The following is a 24625-nucleotide window of genomic DNA, read 5'->3' on the forward strand; positions in this document are numbered from 1 at the left end:
CGGCCTCGCGTCACTCGGTCGCGTCGAGGTCCTCGGCGTAGTGCTCGATGGCCCGGCGGTAGGTGCGTACGGACGGGTCCTCGCTGGTGGCGGCGAGCAGCCGGAGCAGCAGGCGGGCCGACTCGTGGTGCTCGCCCGTGTTGTAGAGGGCCATCGCGAGGAACGCCCGCAGGGCCCCCTCCTCGGGGAATTCCTCGACGGCGCCGGTCAGCAGGGTGACGGCCTCCTCGTAGCGGCCGAGGACCCGGTAGGTGCTGCCGAGGCCGAGGAGAGCCCCGCGCCGGTCCCCGGAGCCGAGCCCGGTGCCCGCCAGGGCGCGTACGTAGTACGGCACGGCCTCAGCCTCCAGGCCGAGGACGTCGTGCGCCCAGGCCGTCTGGTAGGCGATCTCCGCGTCGTCCGGGTGCTGGACGGCGAGTGCGACGAGCCGCTCGCGGGCCTCCTCCCGGCGGCCCTCTTCACGCAGCGCGATCGCCTCGGCCAGGGGGCCGTTCTTCTCCTCGTGAGGTTCCATGACGGCATCCTCGCAGCTCGCACCGGTCGCCCCCGTGGCGGCTGCCAGGTGACGGGCCGCCATACCCGGCGGGCCTGATTGTGGCGTCCTCGCCCATGGAGGAGGGCTCCGAACCGCCCGTAGCCTCCCGGCCGAACCTCCGTCAGGAACGAGCCATCCGGGAGACCTCATGCGTTCAACCCGTCTCACGCTTCCATTCCGTCCGATGAGTCCATCCCGCCCCGGGGGTGCACCGCGCCCCGCCCTCCTTCGCGGGCCACGCCGCCTCGCGGCGCTGCTGCTCTGCGCCGCCGCGACCCTGTTCCCCACCGCGGTCCCCGCCGGGGCCGCCGCTCCCCCGCCCGTGCCCGGAACGCTCCAGGGGTACGACATCGGCTCCGTGTTCAGCGCGGGGGTGTCGTCCGGGGGCTACATGGCCACCCAGCTGCACGTGGCCTACTCGGGCACCTTCCAGGGCTCGGCCGCGTTCGCCTCGGGGCCGTACGACTGCGCGCGCGGCCAGCTCGCCACGGCGCTCAACGCCTGTATGGACACCACGCAGAACCTTCAGCTCGCCGCTCTGGAGCAGGCCACCCGCGACCGGTCGGCACAGGGCCAGGTCGACCCGGTGGAGAATCTGGCCGGAGACCCGGTGTACGTGTTCAGCGGTTCGGGCGACTCGACGGTGAAGCGCCCGGTGGCGGACGCGCTCGCCGACTACTACGGCCACTTCGGCGCCCGCGTCCAGTACAACCGGTCCACGGCGGCGGGCCACGCCTGGATCACGCCGCTCGGCCCCAACTCGTGCACGGTGACGCAGACCCCGTTCCTCAACAGCTGCGGGATCGACGCGGAGGGGGCGCTGCTCGGGCACCTCTTCGGATCGGTCGCCGCCCCCGGTTCCGGCACCGGCGGCTCACTCATCCGCTTCGACCAGAACGTGTACGCGCCGGGCGGCTCGGCGGCGGCCCTGTCGATGGGCGCCGAGGGCTTCGCGTACGTCCCGGCGTCCTGCGTCCAGGGGGCGCGCTGCAAGCTGCTCGTGGCCCTCCACGGCTGCAAGCAGGGGTACGCGTACCAGGGCTTCGGGACCCGCTTCGTCGAGGGCGCGTACCTGAACGAGTACGCCGACACCAACGACATGATCGTGCTGTATCCGCAGGCGGCGCCCACCACGACCCTGGAGAATCCGAACGGCTGCTGGAACTGGTGGGGCTACCTCGGCGACACGGCCTACGCCCGCCACGGCGGGAAGCAGATCGAGGCGATCATGGGCATGGTGCGTGCGCTGCGCGGCGCCGGGACGCCGCCGCCCACCTCCGGCCGGACGGTCCTCTCCAGCACGGACGCCGAGGACGGGTACGTGAAGGCCGCGGCGGACGGTTCGGGCGCCGCGGTCGGCACCCTGGAGGATCTTTCCGGGTTCGCGCTCGGCCGGGGCACGGACGGCAAGGTGAACCGGTCGGTGTTCTCCTTCGACACCTCGACGATCCCGGCGGGCAAGGAGATCACCCGGGCCTGGCTCACCGTCAGCAGGACCAGCGGCTCGGGCGATCCCTGGGCTTCTCCCACGGGCAACCGGCTCCAGGCGGACGTGCGCACGGGCTGCTTCGGGGCGTGCGCGGTCGAGCCCGCGGACTGGTCGGCGGCGGCCACGGTGGCGGGCGCGGCGCGGATCGACGCGTTCACCTCCGGGAGCGCCGTGTCGACGGATCTCTCGGCGGAGGCGCTCGCGGCGCTGAACCGGGGCGGGGTCACACAGGTCCGGCTCGGGTTCACGGCGGCTCCGACCGGGACGGCGTACCTCTTCGTGAACCGGGACACGCCGGTGACGCTCACGGTCGAGTACCGGTAGCACGGCAGGCCGGGGTTCGGAGGCCGGGATGCGGCATCCGAGCCTCGCTCCTCCGTCATGACGCGGTCGCTAGGCGGGGACTCCGGCTGCTCAGTGCGGCGGCCTCGTCCATTCGAGAGTGACGCGCAGGCTCGCGTGGGCGCTGCCCTGGACGACGAGGGCCGTGAGTCTGCCGGCGTCCAGGCCGAGCTGACAGCCGAACTCGACCGTCGCGCGGTCCGGGGCCGCCCGGTGGAGGGCGTCCCCGATCTGTCCGGCGAAGGAGGAGAGCGCCTCGGTGACGGCGGAGAGGTCGGGGAGCCGGCCACCGAGCCCTTCGAGTTCCGCGTCGGGGCCGAGGCGCCGCGCCTCCACGTAGAGGGTCCCGTCCCCGACGGCGACCTGGGTGATGTCCGTCATCTCAGCTCCTTGCGGTTCACAGTGCCGGGCGCAGCAACGTCGCGGCGGTTGCCGAACGGGGGCCGGCCGCACTCGGGCCGAGGGCGCTCCCGCGCCGCCACTCGGGCCAGCTGAGGTTCCAGTCGCCGAAGCCGTTGTCGAAGGGGCTCATGAGCTCGCCGTATCCGTTGATCACACGGACGAGGTCGCCCTCGCGGACGGTGGCGAAGAGCCAGGCGGCGTCCTCGGTACTCATTCCGGTGCAGCCGTGGCTGACGTTCTCACTGCCCTGGACGTCGAGCGACCAGGGGGCCGCGTGGAGGTACTCGCCGCTCCAGGTCACCCGGGTGGCCCAGCGGACCTTGAGGTCGAAGTAGTCGCGGCTGCCGCGCGCGATGCCGATGGAGTCGCCGCGCATGTGCACGAGCGGCTCCTTGCCCAGGACGACCTTGGTACCGCCCCGGGTGCGGTAGCCGGCCTTGCCGGTGGTGACCGGGAGGGTGCGGAGCGGCTGTCCGTCGCGGAACACGGTCATCCGCAGGGCGGAGACGTCGGTGACGGCTTCGATCCGGTCCCCGGTGGTGAAGGTGAGGGGCTGCGAGCGGCCTCCGAAGAGGCCGCCGGTGATCCGAGCCCCGTCGAGGCCGCTGCGGACCCGGACCGTGGCGTGGGTGGGCCAGTAGCCGCGGGGCCGGTAGTGCAGGGTGTCGGAGTCGACCCAGTACCAGGCGCCTTCGACATGAGGTCGGGTCCGCACCTGGAGGGCTCGTTCGACGATCCGCCGGGCCTCCGGGGCGTCCGCCGGTACGGGGTGGCTGAGTTCGGCGGTGACCGGCTGGCCGACGCCGTACGTGCCGCCGTCCTCCGGCCCGAAGGTGACGGTGAGCCGTTCTCCGGCGGGGGCCGTGTCCGTACGGAAGTCCAGCCGTGCGAGGTGACGGTGGGGGTCTTCGGCCCCGCTCTGCTCGACGACGAGGCGGGCGGCGTAGCGGGACCCCGCCGGGAGCGGTGCGGTGCTGGTCCACCGGGTGCGGTCGGGGCTCGGGGTGCCGGCGACGCGGCGGCCGCGTTGGTCGGTGACGGTGACGTCGGCGAGGACTCCGCGGGTGCGCAGCGCGAGTTCCACCGGCCCGGAGGCCCGGGGGCCGAGTGTGAAGGGACGCCCGGTGAGGACCGGAGCACCGTCGAGCACGACGGTGTGACGGGGTGCGGAGCAGAGGCCGCCGACAGTGGTGCAGCCGTCCACGGTGACGACGGTGGCGGGTTCCGGGCCCGCGGTGGTGCGTGCGTCCGGTTCGGTGGGCGACTGGGCAGCCGTACTGACGAGGACGGCCCCGACGGCCAGGGACAACGCTCCCCACCCTCGTACGTATCTGCGTGACGACACGTCGGACACCCTCCCCTTTCTGACGGCGATGCCGGCGAGCGGTGCCGACCGCAGTATCAAATCGGATGAAAGGAGAATCGGATGATCAAGACGCCGGGCGTGGCGGCGGAGTGGTGGACGAGACGACTCGAATGGGTCAGCGGGGCGGCTCCGGGAGCTCCTCCCCCGTCTCCAGAAGGGACTTGAGGCTGGAGATCAGCGCGGGCCAGCCTTCGCCGATCATCCCCCTCATCAGACCGCCGGGTTCCAGGTCGCCATGTGTGACCGTGAGCTTGACGGTGTCTCCGGAGGGCTCGATCAGGAAGGTCACCCGGGACCGGCGCTCACGGGCGAGCCGCTCGTACACGTCCTGCCCGAGGTGCACGGCCTCCGCCCAGGCCGGGGTGAACGTGTGCCAGGTGTAGGAGAGGCGGCGGCCGGGCTCGGCCGCCAGAACGACCTGCTCGGGGTCGACGGTCCTGCGTCCGTTCTCGTCCCAGACCATGGGGGCGCCGGTCGTCCACTCGCTCTCGAAGGCCACGCCCCAGTACCGGCGAGTGCTCTCCGGGTCGGTGAGCGCGGTCCAGAGCTCGTCGGGGGTGGTCCGGATATAGGTGGTGTAGACAAACGTGTGGTTGTCCATCGCGCTGCCCCTCGGATCTGCCGTCCCCTCCCTCCAGCCTAGGCAGGCGCCGGACGGACGTGCCAGCGAGAGAGCCCCGTCCGGCTCGGGGATCGCCGGTTGAATAGGTGCGGAGGAAACTATTCAACGTGCTGCTAGCGTGGCCGGATGTCCCTCAAGCACGCCGTCCTCGCAGCTCTCCTGGAGGGCGAGGCCTCCGGATACGACCTGGCCAAGATCTTCGACGTGTCCGTCGCCAACTTCTGGGCCGCCACCCCGCAGCAGCTCTACCGCGAGCTGGACAAGCTCGCCGAGGCCGGCCTGATCACGGCGCGCGTGGTGGAGCAGGAACGTCGCCCCAACAAGCGGATGTTCAGCCTCACGGAGCCCGGGATGCGTGATCTGGCCGCCTACACCTCGACGCCGCCGCGGCCCAGCGCCGTCCGTGACGAGCTGATGGTGCAGGTGCAGGCCTGCGACGAGGGCGACACGACGGCCGTCCGCGGGTTCGTGGCCCAGCGGATGGAGACGGCCCGGGCGAAACTGGCCCGCTACGACCGGCTGCGCGAATGGATGCTCGCCGGCCGGGACGAGGAGACGTACCTCGACGAGGCGGAGCGGGTGGGCCCGTACCTCACGCTGATGCGCGGCCGGTTCTTCGAGGAGGAGAACCTGCGCTGGGGCGAGCGCGCCCTCGCCGTCCTCGACCGGCGCGCCACGGCACGGAGCCGGGCGACGGCCCGCAGCAAGGCGGCGGAGGCGGCGCACAGCGGCTGAGGCACCCCGAGGAGCGAGGGCGTACGAGGGGTGACGTCGGCTCCTACTCTGGGGTAACGTCACCGGCCGGCCACCGGACGCGCCGGTGGCACATCGGGTACGGATCGGGGACGGGCCTCTATGAACGTCGGTGACCTCGTCGAGGACTTCAGCCTTCCGGACGAGACGGGCGCCCCGCGCTCCCTCACCGGTCTCCTTTCCGAAGGACCGGTCGTCCTCTTCTTCTATCCGGCGGCGCTCACCCCCGGCTGCACCGCCGAGGCCTGCCACTTCCGCGATCTGGCGGCCGAGTTCCGCGCCGTCGGCGCGCTGCCCGTCGGGATCAGCACGGACGCGGTGGAACGGCAGCAGGAGTTCGCCGACCGGCACTCGCTCGGCTACCCCCTGCTGTCCGACCCGGACGGTGCCGTCCGCGACCGGTTCGGGGTGAAGCGGGGATTCTCGCTCGCGCCGACGAAGCGGGTCACGTTCGTGATCGGCCAGGACCGGCGGATCCGGGAGGTCGTACGCAGCGAGCTGCGCATGAGCGCCCACGCGGACCGCGCGCTCGCGGCCCTGCGCGGCGCCTGATCCCTGCCCCGCGGGGCGTCTCAGCCGTGCCCTGCCCGGCCTCTCAGCCATGCCCTGCCTGGCGTCTCAGCCGTGCCTTGACCGCCACCTGAGCCGCGCCTTGACCGCCGTCTGAGCCCTGCTCTGCCCGCCGTCTGAGCCTTTCTCTGCCCGGCGCGGCTCCGCATGCGGCCCCCGGCGACGGGCGCGGTTCACGCCCTCCATCCGAACACGGCGGCGGGCGGGCCGCAGGCCGAGCGGCCACGACATGCGGGGGCGCCGAGGCTGGGTGAGACTCGCTCCAACACCTGGCCTCTCCCGGCCGGCGTCGGAACGGAGCGTGCAGGAATGGACGACTACCCTCTCCTCAACCTCTTCTGGACCATGCTGTGGTTCTTCATCTGGATCATGTGGCTGTTCCTGCTCTTCAAGGTGATCACCGACATCTTCCGGGACCACTCCCTCAACGGTTGGGCCAAAGCCGGCTGGCTGATCTTCTGCATCGTGCTCCCCTATCTCGGGGTGCTGGTCTACGTCATCGCCCGGGGCAAGAGCATGGGCGCGCGTGACCTCAAGCGGGCCAGGCAGAGCGAGGCGGCCTTCCAGGACTACATCCGCAAGACCGCCTCGACGCCGGAGGGCGGTGGCGGCGGCAGTGCCACCGACGAGCTGGCCCGGCTGGCGGAACTGAAGGACAAGGGCGCGATCACTCCCGAGGAGTTCGAGAAGGCCAAGGCCAAGGTCCTGGCCTGAGGCCCGGGAGGGGCACGCACGGGAAGCGCGCACGGAGGTGCGCGGGAGGACGCGGGCGGCACCGGCCGCCGGGCTCGCCGGTTCCCTGCTGAGGGAGATCATGGCCGAGCCCGGCAGGCTGCCGGAGTCGCTCGCGTCCTTCGCGTTGCGCCATCTGGGCCCCCGGGCCGGACCGGCCGTCGCCCGCCTCCGCAGGGAGCACCCCGAGGCCGACGAGGCCGCCCTGCGCACCCTGGTCGTGGCCCGTGGACGCCGTACGGTGACGGCGGAAGGCGCTTTCGTCGGCGGCCCGTTCCTGCTGCTCATCCCGCTGGCCTTCTGCGCCGCGCTCCTCTCCCAGGTACGCACGGTGCTCGAAATCGCCGCCGTCGAGGGGCGGGACGCCACGGACCCGCAGCGCGGGGCCGAACTGCTCGTCCTGCAAGGGGTGTACGGGGACACCGAGACCGCGCGGGCCGCGCTGGACGGGGCCGGAGCCCGGCCACGAACCGGCGGTGGCCGGGGGCGCACGGCGGGGTTCCGGAACCTCATCGCGCGGATGGCACGGCTCCTCGGGCTGGTCACACCGGGTGACGCAGCCGGCCTGTGGGTCCGCATCGGCCGGTGGGCACTCCTCGGTGCCGTGTTCCTGGTCGGCCTGGTGGCGCCGCTGGTCTGGCTGCCCTACATGGCCGTCCAGTACTACCGCGGCACCACACGGCTGACCGACCGGGCCACCGTCTTCTACGTCGGCTCCCTGGATCTGCGCTCCCCGCGCGGTGTGCGACTCGACCCGGCCCTGGCCAAGGCAGGGCTGCGCGCGGTCGGTTCCGTTCTCCTGCCGACCGTCGCGCTCTTCCTGGTGATCGTCACGGACCTCCGGATCGCGGGCGGACGATGGCCGGTCGTGGGGATCGTGCTCACCACCAGCTGCCTGCTCTCGGGCGGCTGGTGGCTGTGGCGACGCTGGAGACGAGGCCCCACCCCTTAATGCGTATGCCGGATACCGCTTTGATACGGTCACGGCGTGAGACTGACGAAGTTCACCGACCTGGCGCTCCGTGCCGTGATGCGCCTGGCGGTCACCGCTCCGGAGGAGTCCGTCACCACCCGCGAGGTGGCGGAGTCCATGGACGTGCCCTACGCCCATATGGCGAAGGTGGTCACCCGGCTCCAGCATCTCGGCGTGGTCGAGGCGCGGCGCGGCCGTGGTGGCGGCCTGGCCCTGACGGAACGGGGCCGGCGCTCCTCGGTGGGCTGGCTGGCCCGCACCCTGGAGGGCGAGGAGGAGGTCGTCGCCTGCGAGGGCGATCCCCCGTGCCCACTGCGCACCGCCTGCCGGCTGCGGGGGGCGCTGCGCGAGGCGCAGGAGGCGTTCTACCGCACGCTGGACCCCCTGACCGTGGCGGAGCTGGTGGACTCACCCACCGGCCCTCTGCTCCTCTCCCTCACCCCACGCCCCACGCCCTGAGCCGTTCGCGCCCGACAGCGCGCACGCACCCCGTTAAATACGCGAATCATCTACCAGATTGCGAGTTCCCATGCTGTCCGAGCAGGCCGTCCCGGTCGTCCGCGCCACCCTGCCCGCCGTCGGCGGCGCGCTCGACCGGATCACCGAGCGGTTCTACGACCGCCTCTTCGCCGCCCACCCCGAGCTCCTGCGCGACCTGTTCAACCGGGGCAACCAGGCCGCCGGCGAGCAGCGCAAGGCGCTCGCCGGTTCGATAGCCGCCTTCGCCGTCGCCCTGCTCGAGAAGCCGGACGAGCGTCCCGACGTGATGCTGTCGCGGATCGCCCACAAGCACGCCTCGCTCGGCGTCACCTCCTCGCAGTACAAGACCGTGCACGAGCACCTCTTCGCCGCGATCGTCGAGATCCTCGGCGACGCGGTGACGCCCGAGGTCGCACGGGCCTGGGACGAGGTGTACTGGCTGATGGCCAACGCGCTGATCGCCGTGGAGACCCGCCTCTACCAGGAAGCCGGCGTCGCCGAAGGGCAGGTCTGGCGGTCCATGGAGATCGCCGAGCGGCGGGAGGAGACGGCGGACACCGTCTCCTTCGTCCTGCGGCACGCCGACGGAACCGCCACGGCCGCGTTCCGGCCGGGCCAGTACGTAAGCGTCCAGGTCGCGCTGCCCGACGGCGCCCGGCAGATCCGCCAGTACAGCCTGTCCGCCGCCCCCGGGCACCCGCAGTGGCGGATCACCGTGAAGCGGGTCGACGGCGACCCGGCGGGCGAGGTCTCCTCCTGGCTGCACACCCACGCACGCGTGGGCGACACCGTGGAGGTCTCCGCCCCGTTCGGGGACCTGGTCCTGCCCGAGGGCGACGGACCCCTGCTGCTCGCCTCCGCCGGGATCGGCAGCACCCCGATGCTGGCGATGCTCGACCACCTCGCCGCCACCTGCTCGACCCGCCCCGTCGTGGTCGTCCACGCCGACCGCACCCCCGCCTCCCACGCACACGCCGACGAACTGCGACGCCTGGTCGATGCACTGCCGCAGGGAACGCTGCACCTCTGGTACGAGGAGCCCGGCGACTCCGGAGCGCGGCCCGGCCGCGCCGACGTGACCACCCTCGATCTGCCGACCGGCGCGACCGCGTACCTGTGCGGACCGCTGCCGTTCCTCCGTACGGTCCGAGGCGACCTCATCGGCCGGGGCACCGCCGCGGCCGACATTCACTACGAGGTGTTCGGCCCCGACCTGTGGCTGGGCGCCGAGAACTGACCCCACCTCACGGAGAGCCCTTCGATCCACAAGCTTCATGGCGCTCCTGCCACGGATACTGCATAGTGAGGCCGTATCGACCTCACAATCAGCGGGTCCGCGGAGAATGGACGGAAGCGATGGGATCGTTCGGATCTTCAGGCGGCGGCCCGGGCGCGAGGCGGCCTGTACGGGGGATCGCCCTCGACATCGGCAGCTCCAGGACCCGGGCCTGGGCACCCGGGGCGGGCGTCTTCGCGGACGTGCCGAGCGGTCCGGTGCGACGCGGGCGCGTGACCGACACGGCCTCCCAGCTCCGGCTGCTCCGACGCCTCACCGCCTCGGCCCCGGGCGACGGCGGGCACGACACCGTCGTGATGCTGACCCACCCCGTGCTCGCCGCTCCCGAGGAGCGGCAGGCCGCCCGACAGATGGTGGACGCGCTCGGCCCGACACGGGTCATCGCCGTGGACAGCGCCCGCGCCGCGGCGGCCTACGCGGCCCCACCGGGCGGCGGCCCGCTGCTCGTCGTCGACCTCGGCGCACAGCTGACCGAGGTCACGCTCGTCGTGGACGGCCTCGTCGAGGACGCCCGGCTGGCCGAGGTGGGGGTCGACGACGTCCGGGACCCCGACGGCGCCCCGGACTACCGCGGCGCCCCGGACACGGTCGCGGCGACGGCGGCCGACATGGTGAGCGACCTGTGGCGCCACGACCGCACCGGTGCCGTGCGTGGAGCGCTGCGGCGCGGCGTCCTGGTGACCGGCGGCGGAGCCCTGTGCCTGGACGTGACCGGCCGCCTCGCCCACCTCCTCCGCGCCCGTCTCCGCCTGGCGAACGACCCGTCGACCAGCGTCGTCCGTGGCGCGGGCCTGATGCTCACCTCGGCCCTCCGCCACCCGACGGGCACCATCGCCCACGGCTGATTCGGGGGCGGTACCAAGGTCGCCGCACAGGCCCTGCACCGGGAGAGCGCGGAGCCGGGTCAGCAGCCCATCGACCAGATGTGGGAGTCACCGCGGTCATTGGCAGCACCGTTGTAGCCGACCTCCTGTCCCGGGGCGAGACAGAGGGTCATGCTGCCGCCCTGCCACGCACTCTCATAGACCTTGACGTGGTCCTTGATGCCGGGGCCGGAGATGCCGTGGTTGGCCCAGGAGGAGTCGGTGTCGGAGATCCAGCTCTCCCACCAGCCGTCGTCTCCGCTCCAGTTCGCGCGCTGGCCGCCGAAGTTGGAGTCCTGCCAGACGCAGAACTCCCCACTGGGGCATTCGGCGGCCCCCGCGGAGGCGGCGAAGGCGAGGCCGGCGGTGGCGGCGAACAGGGCCGCGGCAGTGGTGACGAGAAGTCGCTTCACGAGAGGGTGGGGCCTTTCTGCGAGGGGACGGTCACGGGCAGTTCGACTGCCCGCCGCAGTGCGCGGTCGCGCAGCTGCCGGTACGTGGTGAGCTCCTCACGGCGCAGGGCGCGCACCGTGACCAGCTCGGCGGCCTCCAGCCGGGCCCGGACCTCGTCGAGTCCGGTCTCGCGGGAGCACCGGGCGGCGACGGCCGGATCGGGGCGGTCGGGGCGCGGGGCGCTGCCCGACGACGTCACACACCGGTTCCAGCGGGCGAGGGCCGCGCGGTGGGTGGGGTAGGCGCCGACCCGGGCCTGGGCTTCGGCACGGAGGTTGTCGACGACGACCTGGGCCCGGAACCAGCGACGCTGGTCGCCGTAGAGCCGTTGTCTGGCCCTGGCCAGACAACCGTCCTCGTGGGCGGTGACGGTGGCCCCTGTGGCGAGGGTGACGGACAGCTCTCGGGGACCGGCGCCGAAGAGCGCCGCCCGAAGAGTTCGGTCCTCGTCCGGGGCGCGGGGCCTGGACGTCAGCGAGAGGCCCTGGCCGTGCAGACAGTCCACGACGAGCCGGTGCTCGGCGGCCTTGAGGAGCGCGTCCTGGGCCGCCGTACCGGCGGGGATCCCGGGGGTCTCGGGTGCTCCGGATCCCACGACGGTGCAGCCGGAGAGCAGGAGTGCGGCGGCTGCGGTCAGGAGGGCGTGACGTGTGTGCGCGGTGGTGCGGAGCATGAGGTCCCCCGGTCGATCGTCCCTGTTCGGACGGCCGGCGAGTGATCGACTCGACGGCTCGGGATGATCACTGCCCGAGGCTGGGGCCACCATGCCGATGCTCACTCGAACGGGTCGAACGCGCCGGAGTGAGCGCCCCTCGTGCGCCGCAGTCCCGCCGTGCGGGAGGGTGACCGGAAACGACAGAGCCCCGGTTGGACGGGGGATTCCAACCGGGGCCGATCGCCGTGACGCGAAGAGCGGTCACCTCTGGGGGGGGACCTTGGGGACCGGACCCCTTCGCAGTCACATAAGTAGGAACGGTCAGCGTTTCCCGAATGTTCCGAGCATGCCCCCGTGGGCGGTGTGAGTCACCTCACCCGGTTTCGGCAGGTCTGGTCAGTCCCTCTCGGGACGGTAGACGGCTCCCGGTTCGACCTTGCCCGGGGCGAGCAGCTCCGGCACGGTCACAAAGGTGAAACCCCGCCGCTTGAGCTCGTCGATGATCGAGGGAACGGCCGGAACCGTGCCGTCGTAGATGTCGTGGAGCAGGATGATCCCGTCACCGTGCGCCTGGTCGAGCACACGCTGGCGTATGAGGGCGGAGTCGGTGGTGGCGTAATCCTTGGCGGTGATGCTCCACAGGACCTGAGCGAGTCCGAGATCCCTGCTGACGCCGGCGACCACGCCATCGGTGCGCCCCTGCGGAGGGCGCATCAGGGTGGGCTTCCGGCCGGTGATCTTCTCGACGGCGTCCTGGGTGCGGGACAGCTCGTCACGCACCTCCGCCTCGTCGAGATCGGTGAGGATCTGGTGGGTCCAGGTGTGGTTGGCCACCTCGTGCCCCTCGTCGGCTATTCGCTTGACCACCTGGGGGTAGCGGTCGACGTGCTTGCTGCCGAGCAGGAAGAAGGTCGCGCGGACCTTCTTCTCCTTGAGGATGTCGAGGAGCCGGGGGGTGTCCTTGCCCGGTCCCGCGTCGAAGGTCAGCGCGATGCACTTGACCTCGGCGCAGTCGACACGGCGGGCCGCGGCGCCCGGCTTGTCGTCCGTTCCGCCCTCGCCCCGGGCGTCCTGCGGAGTGAGGGTGGCGACTCCGCAGCCTCCGAGCGTCAGCATCAGTGACGCCGCGGCGAGCAGGGCAGTAGCCGCCCCTCGGCGTCGGCCCAGCCTGGATCGGAACATGATGGAACCCGCTTTCCCCGGCGCTGTCTTCGGTTCAGCCGGAAAACCACCAGGTCAGGGCAGTAATCACGGCCGACGCAGCACTCTACACACGGTGTATACCGGGGGTGTCGGCGGGGTCCTTCAAGCGCGCGGGCAGACGCCCTGGCACGTGGAAACGTGGGCACGTGGGCACGTGGGCACATCAAGAGGGACGACACCCGCGCGGGTGGGCGCACGACAACCCCGGACGGCGCCCGTCCGCTCCGTCCGGGGAGTTCGCGCCTCCGGCTCAGCGGGAGGCGAGCAGGAGTCGGGCCTCGGTCTCCTGGTCACCGGAGACGGACTGCATGGACTGGATGTCGAAGCCGACGGCGAGCACCTTCTGAACCTCGCCGACGGCGTGGTAGCCGCCACTGAGTGTGGCGCCTACCGGGGAGGTCAGGTGAGTGGGGCGCACCTCCTGGTGCCGTCCGCCCGCCGTGTCGAAGATGGCCGTCCACACGGTGGGGGAAGGCCCCTCGGCCGCCTGCGGGCTCGGGGCCGTCGCGTCCTCCAGCTCGTAGACACCGTCGAGGACGTCGAAAACGGCCTGCGCGTCCTCCCGGCAGCAGTCGTTGAGCTGCACGGTCACGTCGGTGTCGATGTGCAAGTCGTACACGTCGCTCATCTCCTCGCGGCCCGTCGCTCCCAGCGCCCCGCGCCCGTCGCACCGACGCTCGTCGTGCCACGTCTCCAGCATCCCTCGCGCGACGCCGTCCCGCGAGGGCCGCCCGCCCCTCAGGCTTCCTCAGGTTCGGATCTCCCATTCGAGGCAGTGGTGGCCCGATGCGTCCTCGTAGGGAGCGGGCCAGTAGTACAGAAAGGGGCCGCCCGTCTCCAGAGCCCCGGTCAGGGCTCGGAACAACTCCGTCAGGCTGGTCGCCCAGAGGATCCCCTCCAGGTCTCCTGACCCGATGCCCATCTCGTAGACGTGACCGTACGAGGGCCCGGGACGGTGATCGATGAAGGCGACACCGCCATCGTTGGGAAGTGCGAAAGGCACGCAGTGATGGAGATTCACTGCCAACGCGTCCTCCTCCCACAGGTCGGCGTCGATGTTGTCCTTGCCGACGTCCGCGAGGACGTCGTACATCATCACGATGTCGTCCACACCGCTGAGTCGGTGTCCGGAGGGAAGAAACGCGCCAGCAGGCAGCGGTCCGCGGGAACCGGGGACCGCAACAGGTCCGGCAGCTCCGTCGTGCTGTTCGAGCATTGCCCTGAGTTCCGGGTGCAGGTCGAAGCCGAGCCGTGATTCCAGCTCGACGAGCCGATCGCGCTCCGCCGGCCTTCGCAAGACTGCGTGGTCGGCAGGAGAGTGCGACCTGAGCCACGACTCGAAACGAGCCCACTCACGACCGAACGCGGCAGCATCCCTCTGTGTCATGTGCCGAAGATAGACGGTCACGCTGACAACAAGATCCTGCGCGGCACGAGGCTGACCTGCAGGACTTCAAGAGCAGTTCAAAAGCACCTGCTCAGCGCCTGCCGGTGATCTCCTCGACGGTGTCTGCCTCGGAGGCCGGCTTGTCCGGACGATGGCGCAGGACACGGGCGAAGCGGAGGGTGACACCGGCCGGGTAGCGGGTCGAGGTCTGGAGCCCGTCGTAGGCGATCTCGACGACGAGCTCGGGCCGCACTCTCACGGTGAATCCGTCGTCCTCCTCGGCGAGTTCGGCGAGCCGCTCGGTCTGCCAGCGCAGCATCTCGTCGGTGAGCCCCTTGAAGGTCTTCCCGAGCATGACGAAACCGCCGTCGGCGGTGCGGGCTCCGAGATGGAGATTGGAGAGGAGCCCGGTCCTGCGTCCGTGGCCACGTTCGACGGCGAGGACGACGAGGTCGACGGTGTGGACCGGCTTCACCTTCAGCCAGGTGCGTCCTCTGCGCCCCGCCACGTAGGGCGCGTCCCCCGCCTTGACCAGGACGCCTTCGTGCCCGCGGGCCAGCGTGTCGGCGAAGAACCGCTCGGCTTCCTCGACCTGCGCGGGGTCGGCCGGATCCGTCACGACGAGGCGGCGGACCCGCTGGGGCTCGGGGAGCAGCCGCGTGAGCACCGCGTGCCGGTCGTGGCCGGGCCGGTCGATCAGTCCCTCGCCGTCGACCGCGAGGACGTCGAAGAAGACGGGCGTGAGCGGCAGACCGGCGTGCGCGCCGGCCACGTCGGTGCGGGAGCCGACCCGGGCGGCGATGGACTGGAAGGAGACGGGGCGGCCGGTGTCGGGGTCGAGGGCGATCACCTCGCCGTCCAGGATGAACGCGTCGGCCGGTACGGCGCGGGCGGTCGCGACCACTTCCGGCAGGCGGTCGGTGATGTCGTCGAGCGAACGGGTGTGGACACGGACGTCGTCGCCGCGTCGATGCACCTGGATGCGGATGCCGTCGAGTTTCTCCTCGACGACGCAGGCGCCGAGGGCTGCGATCGCCTCGGTGACGGAGGCGGCGGTGTGCGCCAGCATGGGCTGTACGGGATTGCCGACCCTGAGGGTGAACCGGTCGAGCGCCGTGGCACCCTCGGCCAGCACCGCCTGGGCGACCGGCGGCAGCGACCCTTCGAGCATGACGGCGCGCCGCAGTTCGGCGGCGGGCACGGTGACGGCCTGGGCGACGGCCTCCAGGGCGACGGCGTCGAGAGCTCCCTGGCGCACCTCCCCGGTGAGCAGCCGCAGCAGAAGCCGCTGTTCGTCGTCGGTGGCGGCGGCGAACAGCGCGTGGACGAGCCGGGTCCGCTCGGCGCGAGCCCCCGTGCCGGAGACCTCGGCGAGCTCCGTCAGCGCCTCGTCGACCCGCCCGAGCGTGAGACCGGGCAGTTCGGCAGGGGGTACGGCGGGCGGAGCCACCTCCTTCAGGACACTCCATCCCACGCCGATCCGCCCCTGCGGCAGCCGGCCCGAGAGGTAGGCGATCACGAGGGGGCTGTCCTCGGGCTCGGCCTCCGCGAACAGCTCGGCGAGGAGGCCGATCTTGCGCGAGCGCGCGGAGGTGGCGGAGACCTCCCGGGACACCTCCGCGACACGGGCGAGCAGCATGGGCCCATCCTCCCCACAGCCCGCCCGCACCGCACGCCGACGCCGCCGCTTCGGTGGAGACTCCTCTGTCACACGTCGCCGTCAGGGCCAGGCCACCGGGCGCCTCCGTCCTCCGCCCCGCCCGTCCCCTGCCGCCTTCCTGCGCCGCAGCCGGTCGAGAAGCTTGGTGCGGGCCGGACGTCCCGGTAGACGGTCGCCCACCGCCGGGCGCACCGAGGGAGCCGAAGGCACCGCGGGTGCCGGACGCCCCACGAGTGCCGGAGGCGCCTCGGGTGCCGCCAGCACGCGAGGCGGCGGCGTCGGAGGCATGGGCGGTGACGCCGGGACCTCCGCCCGGCCCCTCCCCCGGCCCCTCCCCACCCCCGCACCGAGCGGCACGAACGACGCGGGCCGGGCGGACGGCTCGAACGGTACGAGCGGCACGGACGGCACGGGCGCCATGGTCAGCACCGGAGGCCGGGGCGGTGACCCCCGGCGCCCGAAGCCCGCCCTCGTCCCGGCCGAAGGGACAACCCCCGGCACCATCGCTCGCCCCTCGCCGGGATACGGAGCCGGCTGCTCGGCACGCGCCTCGTCCAGGGACATGGCCAGGCTCATCCGGTACCAGAGGATCTCGTCCGGGTCGTCGGCGCGTGTGAGGCGCTCGGCGATCTCTCGCGCCGCCGCCTGCACCGGCATGCCGGGCGGCGCCGGCGGGCGAAGCCGGTCGAGGTGTGCGCGCTCGTACGGGTCGTCGACGACCTCGGCCACCTGGACCGGGTCGAGCAGCGAGGCGACGGCTGCGGTCCGCGCCCACGGATCGTCCGTGGCACGGAGCAGCACGCCGAGCCGCCGCGCCCGCCAGTTCCTGGGCCGCAGGTCCTCGTGCGCGGCGAGGCGCTCGCGGAGTTCCAGCGGCAGCCGGCCGGTGAGCAGCGCCGGGCAGGCGAGGCCGAACTCGGCGACCTCCTCGGCGAGATACGTCCACACCACCGCCCGGTAGCGGTTCAGCGAGAACCGCACCGGACTCAGGTGGCCCGTCCGGACCAGCCTGGTGAACCGCTCCGGGGTGATCTCGAGGAGTGCCGCGGCCTCCCCGGTACCGACCGCGCGCACCCGTTCGCGCAAGCCGGCGGGAAAATCCGGCGCGGCCCTGAGGCGGTCGAGCTCGCACCGCTCGATCCGCCGCCGTCCGCCCTCTCCCACCGGGACCGTCCTCACCAGGCCGAGCTGGACCGCGAGCCGGAACTCGTCGCGCCTCAGTTCCAGTTCCTGCGCGGCCCGCACCGGTGTCACCGTGCGCGCCCCTTCGTCCACCGTCATCCCGTGGCCCTCCCCCGTGCGTCCGTGTTCTCTCCGTGCGGATCTCTTTGACCCACCACCGAGAACGTAACGCAGAGTGACGAACCTCGCACGACCTGTGGACAACGCCTTGTGGACAACCCATCGCGGCACCACCCGCAGGCCGTTCAGCCCATCGGCCACCGCGTCAGAGCGTCAGAGCGCCAGAGCGTCAGATCACGCCACCCCCAGGACGGCTCGGCTGCCGTGCCGCCACGCCGAGGTGTTCGCCGACACGGTTGACCAGCAGCGTCATCTCGTACGCCACCTGACCGACATCCGCTTCCGCCGCGCTCAGTACGCACAGGCAACTGCCCTCGCCCGCCGCCGTCACGAAGAGCAGTGCCTCGTCGAACTCCACCATCGTCTGCCGCGCCCGGCCCGCCCGGAAGTGCCGCCCAGAGCCTCGGGCGAGGCTGTGCAGGCCTGACGAGACTGCCGCCAGATGCTCGGCGTCCTCGCGCGCGAGTCCGCTGCTCGCGCCCGTCACCAGGCCGTCGTTCGACAGCACCAGCGCGTGCCGTATGAATCCGACCCGCTGGGTCAGGTCGTCGAGAAGCCAGTCCAGTCCCTTGTCCAACGCCATCAGTGGTCCTCCCCCTGGGTGGTGCGTCCCCGTAGACCCGGATTGCCGTGGTCCCCGTGCCGCAGTGGTCCGCCGTATCGCCGCAAGCCTTACGCACTGTCGTGAACAGGGCAAGCACTGCACCACGCCCGCGCGTGCCGCAGGATGGGGGCATGACGAGGATGACCGATGAACAGTGGCGGGCCTTCGTGTCCGCGGGAACCCGCACCGGCAAGCTGGCGACCGTCCGCGAGGACGGCAGTCCGCACCTCGTGCCGATCTGGTTCCTCCTCGACGGCGACACGTTCGTGTTCAACACGGGCAAGGACACGGTGAAGGGGCGCAACCTCGCACGCGACGGGCGCGTCTCCCTGTGCGTCGACGACGACACGCCGCCGTTCGCCTTCGTCTCGCTCAGCGGTGAAGCCGAACTCAGCGAGGAACCGGCGGAGTTGCGTCACTGGGCCGGCCGCATCGGGGCCCGCTACATGGGCGAGGACCGGGCGGACGAGTTCGGGGAGCGCAATGCCGTCCCGGGCGAACTCCTCGTCCGCGTACGCATCCAGAAGGTGATCGCCAGAGGCGGTGTCGCCGACTAGTCGCCGACTAGCGGTCTCCGGCCGGAGGGCGTCGACTGAAAGAGACCGACCCAAAGGGGCCAGCCGAAAAGGCCGACCGGCAAACATCGATCCGGAAAACCGAAACCCGCCGCCCGGAAGAGGGAGCGGTGGCACTCAGGAACCCGCCCGTGCTCCGGAACCCGCCCGTCCGGCCGCACGGGCGTTCTAGCGTGCCTGCCATGACCTCGCTCAGGTGTTGGCGGGCGCTGCTGCCCGTTCTCGCGGCCGCCCTGCTGCTCGTCCCTCGAACAGCCGCGGCGCAGGACCCCCTGGACTCTGCCGAGGCCGTGGCCCCGACCCGGACACCGACGCCGAACCGCCCGTCGTACGACGTGACACTCCGCTCCGACGACGACGGCTCTCGCTGGACCGGACGCCAGTCGGTGTCCTTCCGCAACGCGGCCCGCACCTCGCTGAGTTCGGTGGACATCCGGCTGTGGGGAAACGGCACCGACGGCTGCGGGACTCCGGACAAGCCGTCCCCGGTCCGGGTGGGCAGGGTGGCCGGCGGCACGCCGCGGCCGCTCGCCGTCGACTGCACCGCGCTGCGGATCGACCTGCCCGAGCCACTGCGGTACGGGGCACGTACGACCATCTCGTTCGACCTCGCGATCACCGTCCCGGACCGCGTCCACCGCTTCGGCAAGGACGGTGCGCACCGCTACCTCGGCAATGCGCTGCCCCTGCTTTCGGTACGTGACGCGCAGGGCGATCACCTCGACCCGGACGTCGGCTTCGGCGAGAGCTTCCACACCCTGGCCGGTGACTTCAGGGTCGTCCTCGACCATCCCGGTGCACTGCTCGTTCCCACGACTGGCGTCACCACCCGGCGCGCGGGCGCACCCGGCCGCACGATCAGCACCAGCGTCGCGCGCGGGGTGCGGGACTTCGCGTGGGCGGCGGGCCCCTTCCGGTCGAAGACGGTGACCACGCCCGGCGGGGTCCGGCTGAACGCGTACTGGACCGCCGCCACGTCCCCCGAGGGTGTCGCCGTCGACCTGAGGGACGCCGTGGGCTCGGTCGACGAGTTCGGCAAGCGGTTCGGGCGGTACCCGTACGGCGAGCTCGACCTCGTCATGAGCGACAACCTCGACGACTTCGGCAGCATGGAGTTCCCGGGCCTCGTGCTGCTGTGGACCGAACCGGAGGGGTCGGCCGTCGTCCACGAGATCGCCCACCAGTGGTTCTACGGCATCGTCGGCAACGACCAGTTCGCGTCGCCCTGGCTGGACGAGTCCTTCGCCCAGTACGCGACCGAGCTGTACTACCGCGACGACACCACCACCTGCTGGGACGACCAGGGCCAGTGGCCCAGCGACACGGCCGCCGTCACTCGGTCCATGGCCTACTTCGCCGACGGCCACCGCTCGGAGTACGGCCAAGTCGTCTACAGGCGCGGCTCCTGCGCCCTGCACGACCTGGAACGCGTCCTGGGCGGCCCGGCGATGGCGGGCATGCTGCGGCGCTACGTGCGGGACCACTGGCTGGGCGTCGCCACCCCCGCGGAGTTCAAGCGCGCGGCGCAGGCGGCGACGTCGAGGGACCTCGGCCCGTTCTGGACGGAGCACAGGATCCGCTGAGCACCGCGGTCCACGCTGGGCGCTCCGGCCGGCGGCTGATCGTCCGGCCCGCCCTGGACACCGAGGACACGGTCCGCCGCCGGCGTACCGGTGACGCCCGGGCGGCTCAGCCCACGGTGTCGAGGAGCCGGGCGGTGTGCATCCGTCCGGCGTACTCGACCAGCCGGATGAGCACCTCCTTGCCGGAGTCGCGGTCGCGTGCGTCGCACAGCACCACGGGTGTGCCCCGGTCCAGGTCCAGCGCGCGGGAGACGTCGGCCGCGCCGTAGGTACGCGCGCCCGTGAAGCAGTTGACGGCGACCACGAAGGGGATCTTCCGGTGCTCGAAGTAGTCGACCGCGGGGAAGCAGTCCTCGAGCCGCCGCGTGTCGGCGAGGACGACGGCCCCCAGGGCACCCTGTGACAGCTCGTCCCACAGGAACCAGAACCGGTCCTGGCCCGGCGTCCCGAAGAGGTACAGGGAGAGCCCGGAGCGGATCGTGATGCGGCCGAAGTCCATGGCGACGGTCGTGGTGGTCTTCTGGTCGACTCCCCCCGTGTCGTCGACGAGCTCCCCGGCTCGGCTGAGCTGTTCCTCGGTGCGGAGCGGCCGGATCTCGCTGACCGCGCCGACGAGGGTGGTCTTGCCCACACCGAATCCACCGGCGACCAGGATCTTCAGGGCGAGGGCGGTGGTGTCCGCGCCGTCGTCCGCACCGGTGCTCTCAGAGCGCTCGTAGGCCATCGATTACTTCCCTCAGGATTCTTTCGTCGGGGAGCTGTGCGGGCGGTACGGGCCGGCTGACGCGCACGAAGCCCGATTCGAGGAGGTCGCCCAGGAGGACCCGGACGACGCCGACGGGCAGGTCGGCGTCGGCCGAGAGCTCGGCCACCGACTGGGTCTCGGCCCGGCACAGGGTGAGCAGGGACCGGTGTTCGGGTCCGAGGAGGGACTCCTCGGCGGGCCCGGGCGGGTCGTCGTCCACGACGACGAGGGCGATGAGGTCGAACCGTACGTTGCTGGGCCCCGGCTTGGTCCGTCCGCCGGTCATCGCGTACGGGCGTACGAGCGGTCCGGCGTCGGCGTCGTACCACTGACTGCCCGGCGCGGACGGGCCGCCGCCGGTGCTGTCCTCGTTCATGGATGTCTCCGGGTCAGCCGGCGGCCGGCGGGGTCACCGTGAGCCGCGGCGGGGTGTGCAGGTGCTCGCCGACGCGCTTCACGAGGCGGGCCATCTCGTAGGCGATGAGGCCGATGTCGGCGCTCACGGAGCTGAGGACGGCGAGGCAGGAGCCGTCCCCCGCCGCGGCGACGAAGAGGAAGCCGTCGTCCATCTCGACCATGGTCTGGCGGACCCCGCCCGTGTGGAACTGGCGTCCCGCGCCCTTGGCCAGGCTGTTGAAGCCGGAGGCGATGGCGGCCAGGTGCTCCGCGTCCTCGCGGCTGAGTCCGTTCGAGGCCCCGACGGCCAGTCCGTCGTTGGAGAGCACGACGGTGTGGCGGACCTCCCTGACCCTCATGACGAGGTCGTCGAGGAGCCAGTCGAGTTCGCCGGGTCGGTGGTGAGAGATCCTCTCGTGGTCGATCATGCGTGGTCTCCTTCGGAAGGGGGGTCGTCGAGGGGGGTCGTTCCGTGGCCGGGTTCGTGGCCGGGGCGCGCATGGGTACCGGTACCGCTTCCGAGAGGGCGCCTGCTCCCCGGAGCGGCGCCGCCGCCCCGCTGCCAGCCGTCCTGGTAGGCCGACATCCTGTCCCGTACGACCTCGGGGGTGCGGGCGTCCGTGCCCTGCGCCGTCGGTACGAACACCGGTGCCGGCGCGGGCGCCTCACGCAGCTGTGGAACGAGACTCGCCTGCCGTACGCGGCGGGGCAGTTCGCCCTCCGGGTCGCCGTGCCCCGCGGGACCGGCCTGGCCGGCGGGTGTGCCGGGCCGCTGTTCACGGGCCGGTGGCGGTACGGAGGGGCCGCGGCGGCGCAGTTCCGTGACCCGGGCCGGTGGGGGCCCCGGCTCCGAGGGCGGCGCGAGCGCGGGCACGGCGGTCGGGCGAGGCAGGGACTGTGGGCGCGAGGAGGGCGGCGCCTGCGGCGGGACCGGCGGCCTGGGGCCACCCGCCTCCTTCGGCAGGTTCCCGGGCCCGGCTCCGGCCGGTGATCTCTGAGCGGTCCCACGGGGCGCCGGAACGGGTCCGGCGGGGGTGCCCCCGGCGAGGGCGGGGCCCGCCTGCGGGCCTGCGGCGAGCGCGGGGCCCACGGGGGGCGGACCGGACTGTGCCGGGGGGCGGGTCATCTGCGGGCGGCCGAAGCGGCGGGCCTCGGCGCGATGCGCCTCCTCGCGTTCGCGTGCGGCGCGCGCGTCGTCCGTACGACGGTCGGAGCCGAGCCGGTCCGCACCGAGCCGGTCGTCCGTCGCATGCCCGTCGTGGCCGCGCCGGTCGTCCGTACCCGAGTGGCCCGCGCCGGGGGCGGGCGTACCGGGATCCCGTACGTGCGGGGTTCCGGCGTGAGGCGTGTCGGGTCCGTGGCCGCTCGCCGAGGTGGCGCGGCCCGGCGGCAGCGCGCCCTGCAGGAGGTCGGTCGGGAGCAGGACGACGGCCGTCGTGCCGCCGTACGGCGAGGTCCGCAGCTGCACCTTGATGTCATGACGCGAGGAGAGCCTGCTGACGACGAACAGGCCGAGCCGGTCGCTGTCGAAGAGGTCGAGGGCCTCGGACTGGGCGATGCGGGTGTTGGCCTCGGCGAGCGTCTCCCTGCCCATGCCGAGTCCCCGGTCCTCGATCTCCAGGGCGTATCCGTTGCCGACGGGTTCGCCGCTGACGCGCACCTTGGTGTGGGGCGGGGAGAACTGGGCGGCGTTCTCGATGAGTTCGGCCAGGAGGTGGGTGAGGTCGGCGACGGCGCCGCCGACGACGGCCGTCTCGGGGAGCCGTCGTACCTCCACGCGCGCGTAGTCCTCGATTTCGGAGACGGCGGCGCGGACGACGTTGGTGAGGGGGACGGGCATCCGCCAGGCACGGCCGGGGGCGGCCCCCGAGAGGATGATCAGGCTCTCGGCGTGGCGGCGCATACGGGTGGTGAGGTGGTCGAGCCGGAAGAGGTCGCCGAGTTCGTTGGGATCGTCGGCGCGCCGCTCCATGCTGTCCAGGAGGTTGAGCTGGCGGTGGACGAGCACCTGGCTGCGACGGGCGAGGTTGACGAAGACGCCGGAGATGCCGCTGGCGAGTTCGGCGCGTTCGACAGCGGCGGAGAGGGCCGCGCGGTGGACGGTGGTGAGGGCTTCGCCGACCTGGCCGATCTCGTCCTGGGAGACGGGTCCCGGGGGCGCCTCGGCCTGGACGTCGATCTCCTCTCCGGCGCGCAGCCGTCGCATGGCGGCGGGAAGTTTGCCGCGTGCGATGCCGAGGGCGGTGTTGCGGAGGCTGACGAGTTCGACGACGAGTCCGCGGCCGATCCGTACGGAGATGACGAGGGAGGCGGCGACGGCCGCGAGGCCGAGGACCACCGCAGCGCCACCCGCGCTGAGGACACCGCCCGCGAAGGGGTCGGCGCGATCGGCCGCCGCGGTGCGCGCGTCGGTCTCGATCGCGGTGAGTCCGTTCCGTACCGCGGCGAGGGTGTCGTCCCAGTCGGTGGAGGTGACCGCCTGGGCGGCGGGGCGCCCTGGGCTCGCGGCGCTGATCCGGTCCTCGGCGCGGATGAGGCGGGTGTGGTCTCCGGCGGCGAGGCGGGTCCACGCGGCGTGTTCGGCGGCGGGCAGGTCGGCGGTGGCGGAGGCGGTGAGGGTGCGCCGGGTCTCGACGGCGCCGGAGAAGGCGCGGAGCCGCTCCTCGGTGAACCGGCCGACGAGGTGGGCGGAGGTGAGGAGGGCGTCCTCACGGGAGAGCATCTCCCCCGCCCGGCCGAATTCCAGGAGTACGCGCGCGTCGGATCCCTGTCGGGTGTCCTGGATGCCGGTGAGGGCGCCGCCGACGGCGAAGGCGGCGGAGACCACCGCGGTGTACTCCTCGTAGACCTGGTCCCAGTCGGCCCGTCCGTCGGTGGCGGCGGTGCGGAGCTTGGCGAGGCCCTCGACCTTGCCGACGAACGCGCTCACCCGGTCGCCGACGTCGCCGGGCAGATCGCCGGTGTCGCCGACGGTGTGCGTGTCGTTCAGGCGGAGGCGGCCGACGGCCTCATCCGTCCGGCGAATCCGGTCCTTGAGCTCGGCGGCCCGGGTGGCGCCGGGGGCGGCCACCTGGCGTACGGCGGCGCGCCGTTCGGCCTGGAGGGCGGCGAGGGCGGCCGTCACGGGCTCGCGGATCTCGGCGTCGACGCGCTGGAGCTGGCGGAGCCGGGCGATGTCCTGGGCGGTGGTGACGGTGGCGAATCCCCAGAGCGCGAGCAGCGAGACGACGGGGACCATCAGGAGCGAGACGATCTTGGCGCGGACGGTACGGGGGCGCAGACCGTGCCGCGGGGGGCGGACGTCGAGGCGGGCATCGAGGCGCCCGTCGACTCCGGATCCGGCCCCTGCTCTGGCGTCTGCTCTTGATCCGTCTCCTGCTCCGGTTCCGGCAGGAGGCGCGGGCGGAGCGGGGGCGGCTGTGGTGCCGGCTCGATGGGAGGAGGCCGCGTGGCAGGTGGCCGCGTGGCCAGCGGTGGTGGAGGCCTCGGGGGTGGGCTCCCCCGGCTCGTCGGCGGGCGGCCCGGCGTGTGCGCGACGCCCGCGCGCGGCCGCCGACGGCGGCGCCGTCGCCTCGGTGCCCTTGGTCTTGCGGGGAGTTCGCATGGCCTCCTCGTTCCGGCTGCGACTGTCTCTGGTG

The 24625-nt window shown here is 72.4% G+C and carries 26 protein-coding genes; 10 read left to right on the forward strand and 16 right to left on the reverse strand.

The window, feature by feature from the left end:
• Positions 1–10: 10 nt before the first annotated feature.
• A complete protein-coding gene (locus ACH4MY_RS27835) occupies positions 11–514 on the reverse strand; it encodes a tetratricopeptide repeat protein (protein WP_398006481.1) in 504 nt (167 codons plus the stop codon).
• 205 nt (positions 515–719) lie between these two features.
• On the opposite strand from ACH4MY_RS27835, the gene ACH4MY_RS27840 reads away from it, so the two are divergent.
• On the forward strand, positions 720–2348 hold the full coding sequence (locus tag ACH4MY_RS27840; protein WP_398006482.1) for a poly(3-hydroxybutyrate) depolymerase: 1629 nt from the start codon (positions 720–722) through the stop codon (positions 2346–2348).
• A gap of 90 nt (positions 2349–2438) precedes the next feature.
• On the opposite strand, the gene ACH4MY_RS27845 is transcribed toward ACH4MY_RS27840, so the two are convergent.
• From ACH4MY_RS27845 to ACH4MY_RS27855, 3 genes are all read right to left on the reverse strand, one after another.
• Entirely contained in the window at positions 2439–2747 is a 309-nt protein-coding gene (locus ACH4MY_RS27845; RefSeq protein ID WP_398006483.1) for a CU044_2847 family protein, read from the reverse strand.
• Between the two features lie 16 nt (positions 2748–2763).
• A complete protein-coding gene (locus tag ACH4MY_RS27850; protein WP_398006484.1) occupies positions 2764–4077 on the reverse strand; it encodes an Ig-like domain-containing protein in 1314 nt (437 codons plus the stop codon).
• 172 nt (positions 4078–4249) lie between these two features.
• Positions 4250–4735 (reverse strand): SRPBCC family protein, encoded by a 486-nt coding sequence (locus tag ACH4MY_RS27855; protein WP_398006485.1) that lies wholly within the window; start codon positions 4733–4735, stop codon positions 4250–4252.
• Positions 4736–4882: 147 nt separating this feature from the next.
• Between ACH4MY_RS27855 and ACH4MY_RS27860 the strand changes: the two genes are divergently transcribed.
• The 7 genes from ACH4MY_RS27860 (at position 4883) to ACH4MY_RS27890 (ending at position 10406) form a co-directional block, all read left to right on the forward strand.
• Positions 4883–5491 carry a PadR family transcriptional regulator gene (locus ACH4MY_RS27860; RefSeq protein ID WP_398006486.1) on the forward strand — a complete coding sequence of 203 codons (609 nt, stop codon included), beginning with the start codon at positions 4883–4885 and terminating at the stop codon, positions 5489–5491.
• Positions 5492–5611: 120 nt separating this feature from the next.
• On the forward strand, positions 5612–6061 hold the full coding sequence (locus ACH4MY_RS27865) for a peroxiredoxin (RefSeq protein WP_398006487.1): 450 nt from the start codon (positions 5612–5614) through the stop codon (positions 6059–6061).
• A gap of 327 nt (positions 6062–6388) precedes the next feature.
• On the forward strand, positions 6389–6793 hold the full coding sequence (locus ACH4MY_RS27870) for an SHOCT domain-containing protein (protein WP_398006488.1): 405 nt from the start codon (positions 6389–6391) through the stop codon (positions 6791–6793).
• Positions 6794–6830: 37 nt separating this feature from the next.
• Positions 6831–7763, forward strand: coding sequence for a hypothetical protein (locus tag ACH4MY_RS27875; RefSeq protein ID WP_398006489.1), 933 nt, complete (start codon positions 6831–6833; stop codon positions 7761–7763).
• 36 nt (positions 7764–7799) lie between these two features.
• Positions 7800–8243, forward strand: coding sequence for an RrF2 family transcriptional regulator (locus tag ACH4MY_RS27880; RefSeq protein ID WP_398006490.1), 444 nt, complete (start codon positions 7800–7802; stop codon positions 8241–8243).
• A 70-nt stretch (positions 8244–8313) separates the two neighbouring features.
• Positions 8314–9501 carry a globin domain-containing protein gene (locus ACH4MY_RS27885; protein WP_398006491.1) on the forward strand — a complete coding sequence of 396 codons (1188 nt, stop codon included), beginning with the start codon at positions 8314–8316 and terminating at the stop codon, positions 9499–9501.
• 119 nt (positions 9502–9620) lie between these two features.
• Positions 9621–10406 (forward strand): rod shape-determining protein MreC, encoded by a 786-nt coding sequence (locus ACH4MY_RS27890; RefSeq protein ID WP_398006492.1) that lies wholly within the window; start codon positions 9621–9623, stop codon positions 10404–10406.
• A 59-nt stretch (positions 10407–10465) separates the two neighbouring features.
• Here the strand turns inward: ACH4MY_RS27890 and ACH4MY_RS27895 are convergent, their stop codons facing one another.
• The 8 genes from ACH4MY_RS27895 to ACH4MY_RS27930 all read right to left on the reverse strand — a co-directional run bounded on the left by ACH4MY_RS27895 (position 10466) and on the right by ACH4MY_RS27930 (position 17667).
• Positions 10466–10837 (reverse strand): peptidase inhibitor family I36 protein, encoded by a 372-nt coding sequence (locus tag ACH4MY_RS27895; RefSeq protein WP_398006493.1) that lies wholly within the window; start codon positions 10835–10837, stop codon positions 10466–10468.
• On the reverse strand, positions 10834–11550 hold the full coding sequence (locus ACH4MY_RS27900) for a hypothetical protein (RefSeq protein ID WP_398006494.1): 717 nt from the start codon (positions 11548–11550) through the stop codon (positions 10834–10836). Before ACH4MY_RS27900 ends, ACH4MY_RS27895 begins: the two co-directional genes overlap by 4 nt.
• Before the next feature lie 378 nt (positions 11551–11928).
• Positions 11929–12714 (reverse strand): polysaccharide deacetylase family protein, encoded by a 786-nt coding sequence (locus ACH4MY_RS27905; protein ID WP_398006495.1) that lies wholly within the window; start codon positions 12712–12714, stop codon positions 11929–11931.
• Between the two features lie 271 nt (positions 12715–12985).
• Complete coding sequence (locus ACH4MY_RS27910; protein WP_398006524.1) at positions 12986–13363, reverse strand: hypothetical protein; 378 nt, start codon at positions 13361–13363, stop codon at positions 12986–12988.
• 120 nt (positions 13364–13483) lie between these two features.
• Positions 13484–14122, reverse strand: a complete 639-nt coding sequence (locus ACH4MY_RS27915; protein ID WP_398006496.1) for an SMI1/KNR4 family protein — start codon at positions 14120–14122, stop codon at positions 13484–13486.
• 91 nt (positions 14123–14213) lie between these two features.
• On the reverse strand, positions 14214–15761 hold the full coding sequence (locus ACH4MY_RS27920; RefSeq protein ID WP_398006497.1) for an ATP-dependent DNA ligase: 1548 nt from the start codon (positions 15759–15761) through the stop codon (positions 14214–14216).
• A gap of 81 nt (positions 15762–15842) precedes the next feature.
• Positions 15843–17063 carry a DUF6397 family protein gene (locus ACH4MY_RS27925; protein WP_398006498.1) on the reverse strand — a complete coding sequence of 407 codons (1221 nt, stop codon included), beginning with the start codon at positions 17061–17063 and terminating at the stop codon, positions 15843–15845.
• A gap of 190 nt (positions 17064–17253) precedes the next feature.
• On the reverse strand, positions 17254–17667 hold the full coding sequence (locus tag ACH4MY_RS27930) for a roadblock/LC7 domain-containing protein (RefSeq protein ID WP_398006499.1): 414 nt from the start codon (positions 17665–17667) through the stop codon (positions 17254–17256).
• A gap of 152 nt (positions 17668–17819) precedes the next feature.
• On the opposite strand from ACH4MY_RS27930, the gene ACH4MY_RS27935 reads away from it, so the two are divergent.
• Both ACH4MY_RS27935 and ACH4MY_RS27940 read left to right on the forward strand, forming a co-directional pair.
• Positions 17820–18245 (forward strand): PPOX class F420-dependent oxidoreductase, encoded by a 426-nt coding sequence (locus ACH4MY_RS27935; RefSeq protein ID WP_398006500.1) that lies wholly within the window; start codon positions 17820–17822, stop codon positions 18243–18245.
• A gap of 200 nt (positions 18246–18445) precedes the next feature.
• A complete protein-coding gene (locus ACH4MY_RS27940) occupies positions 18446–19846 on the forward strand; it encodes a M1 family metallopeptidase (protein WP_398006501.1) in 1401 nt (466 codons plus the stop codon).
• Positions 19847–19952: 106 nt separating this feature from the next.
• Here ACH4MY_RS27940 and ACH4MY_RS27945 read toward each other — a convergent pair whose 3' ends face one another.
• From ACH4MY_RS27945 to ACH4MY_RS27960, 4 genes are read right to left on the reverse strand one after another with little or no spacing between them, the layout of a single operon-like run.
• The gene (locus tag ACH4MY_RS27945) at positions 19953–20570 is read right to left on the reverse strand and encodes an ATP/GTP-binding protein (protein WP_328490586.1); all 618 of its coding nucleotides are present in this window, start codon (positions 20568–20570) and stop codon (positions 19953–19955) included.
• Positions 20551–20967, reverse strand: a complete 417-nt coding sequence (locus ACH4MY_RS27950) for a DUF742 domain-containing protein (protein ID WP_398006502.1) — start codon at positions 20965–20967, stop codon at positions 20551–20553. The genes ACH4MY_RS27945 and ACH4MY_RS27950 overlap by 20 nt, the downstream gene beginning before the upstream one ends.
• A 13-nt stretch (positions 20968–20980) precedes the next feature.
• Positions 20981–21415 (reverse strand): roadblock/LC7 domain-containing protein, encoded by a 435-nt coding sequence (locus ACH4MY_RS27955; protein WP_398006503.1) that lies wholly within the window; start codon positions 21413–21415, stop codon positions 20981–20983.
• On the reverse strand, positions 21412–24591 hold the full coding sequence (locus ACH4MY_RS27960) for a nitrate- and nitrite sensing domain-containing protein (protein WP_398006504.1): 3180 nt from the start codon (positions 24589–24591) through the stop codon (positions 21412–21414). The genes ACH4MY_RS27955 and ACH4MY_RS27960 overlap by 4 nt, the downstream gene beginning before the upstream one ends.
• Between the last annotated feature and the right edge of the window lie 34 nt (positions 24592–24625).

It is taken from the genome of Streptomyces sp. NPDC017246, from assembly GCF_044331325.1.
Classification (GTDB): domain Bacteria; phylum Actinomycetota; class Actinomycetes; order Streptomycetales; family Streptomycetaceae; genus Streptomyces.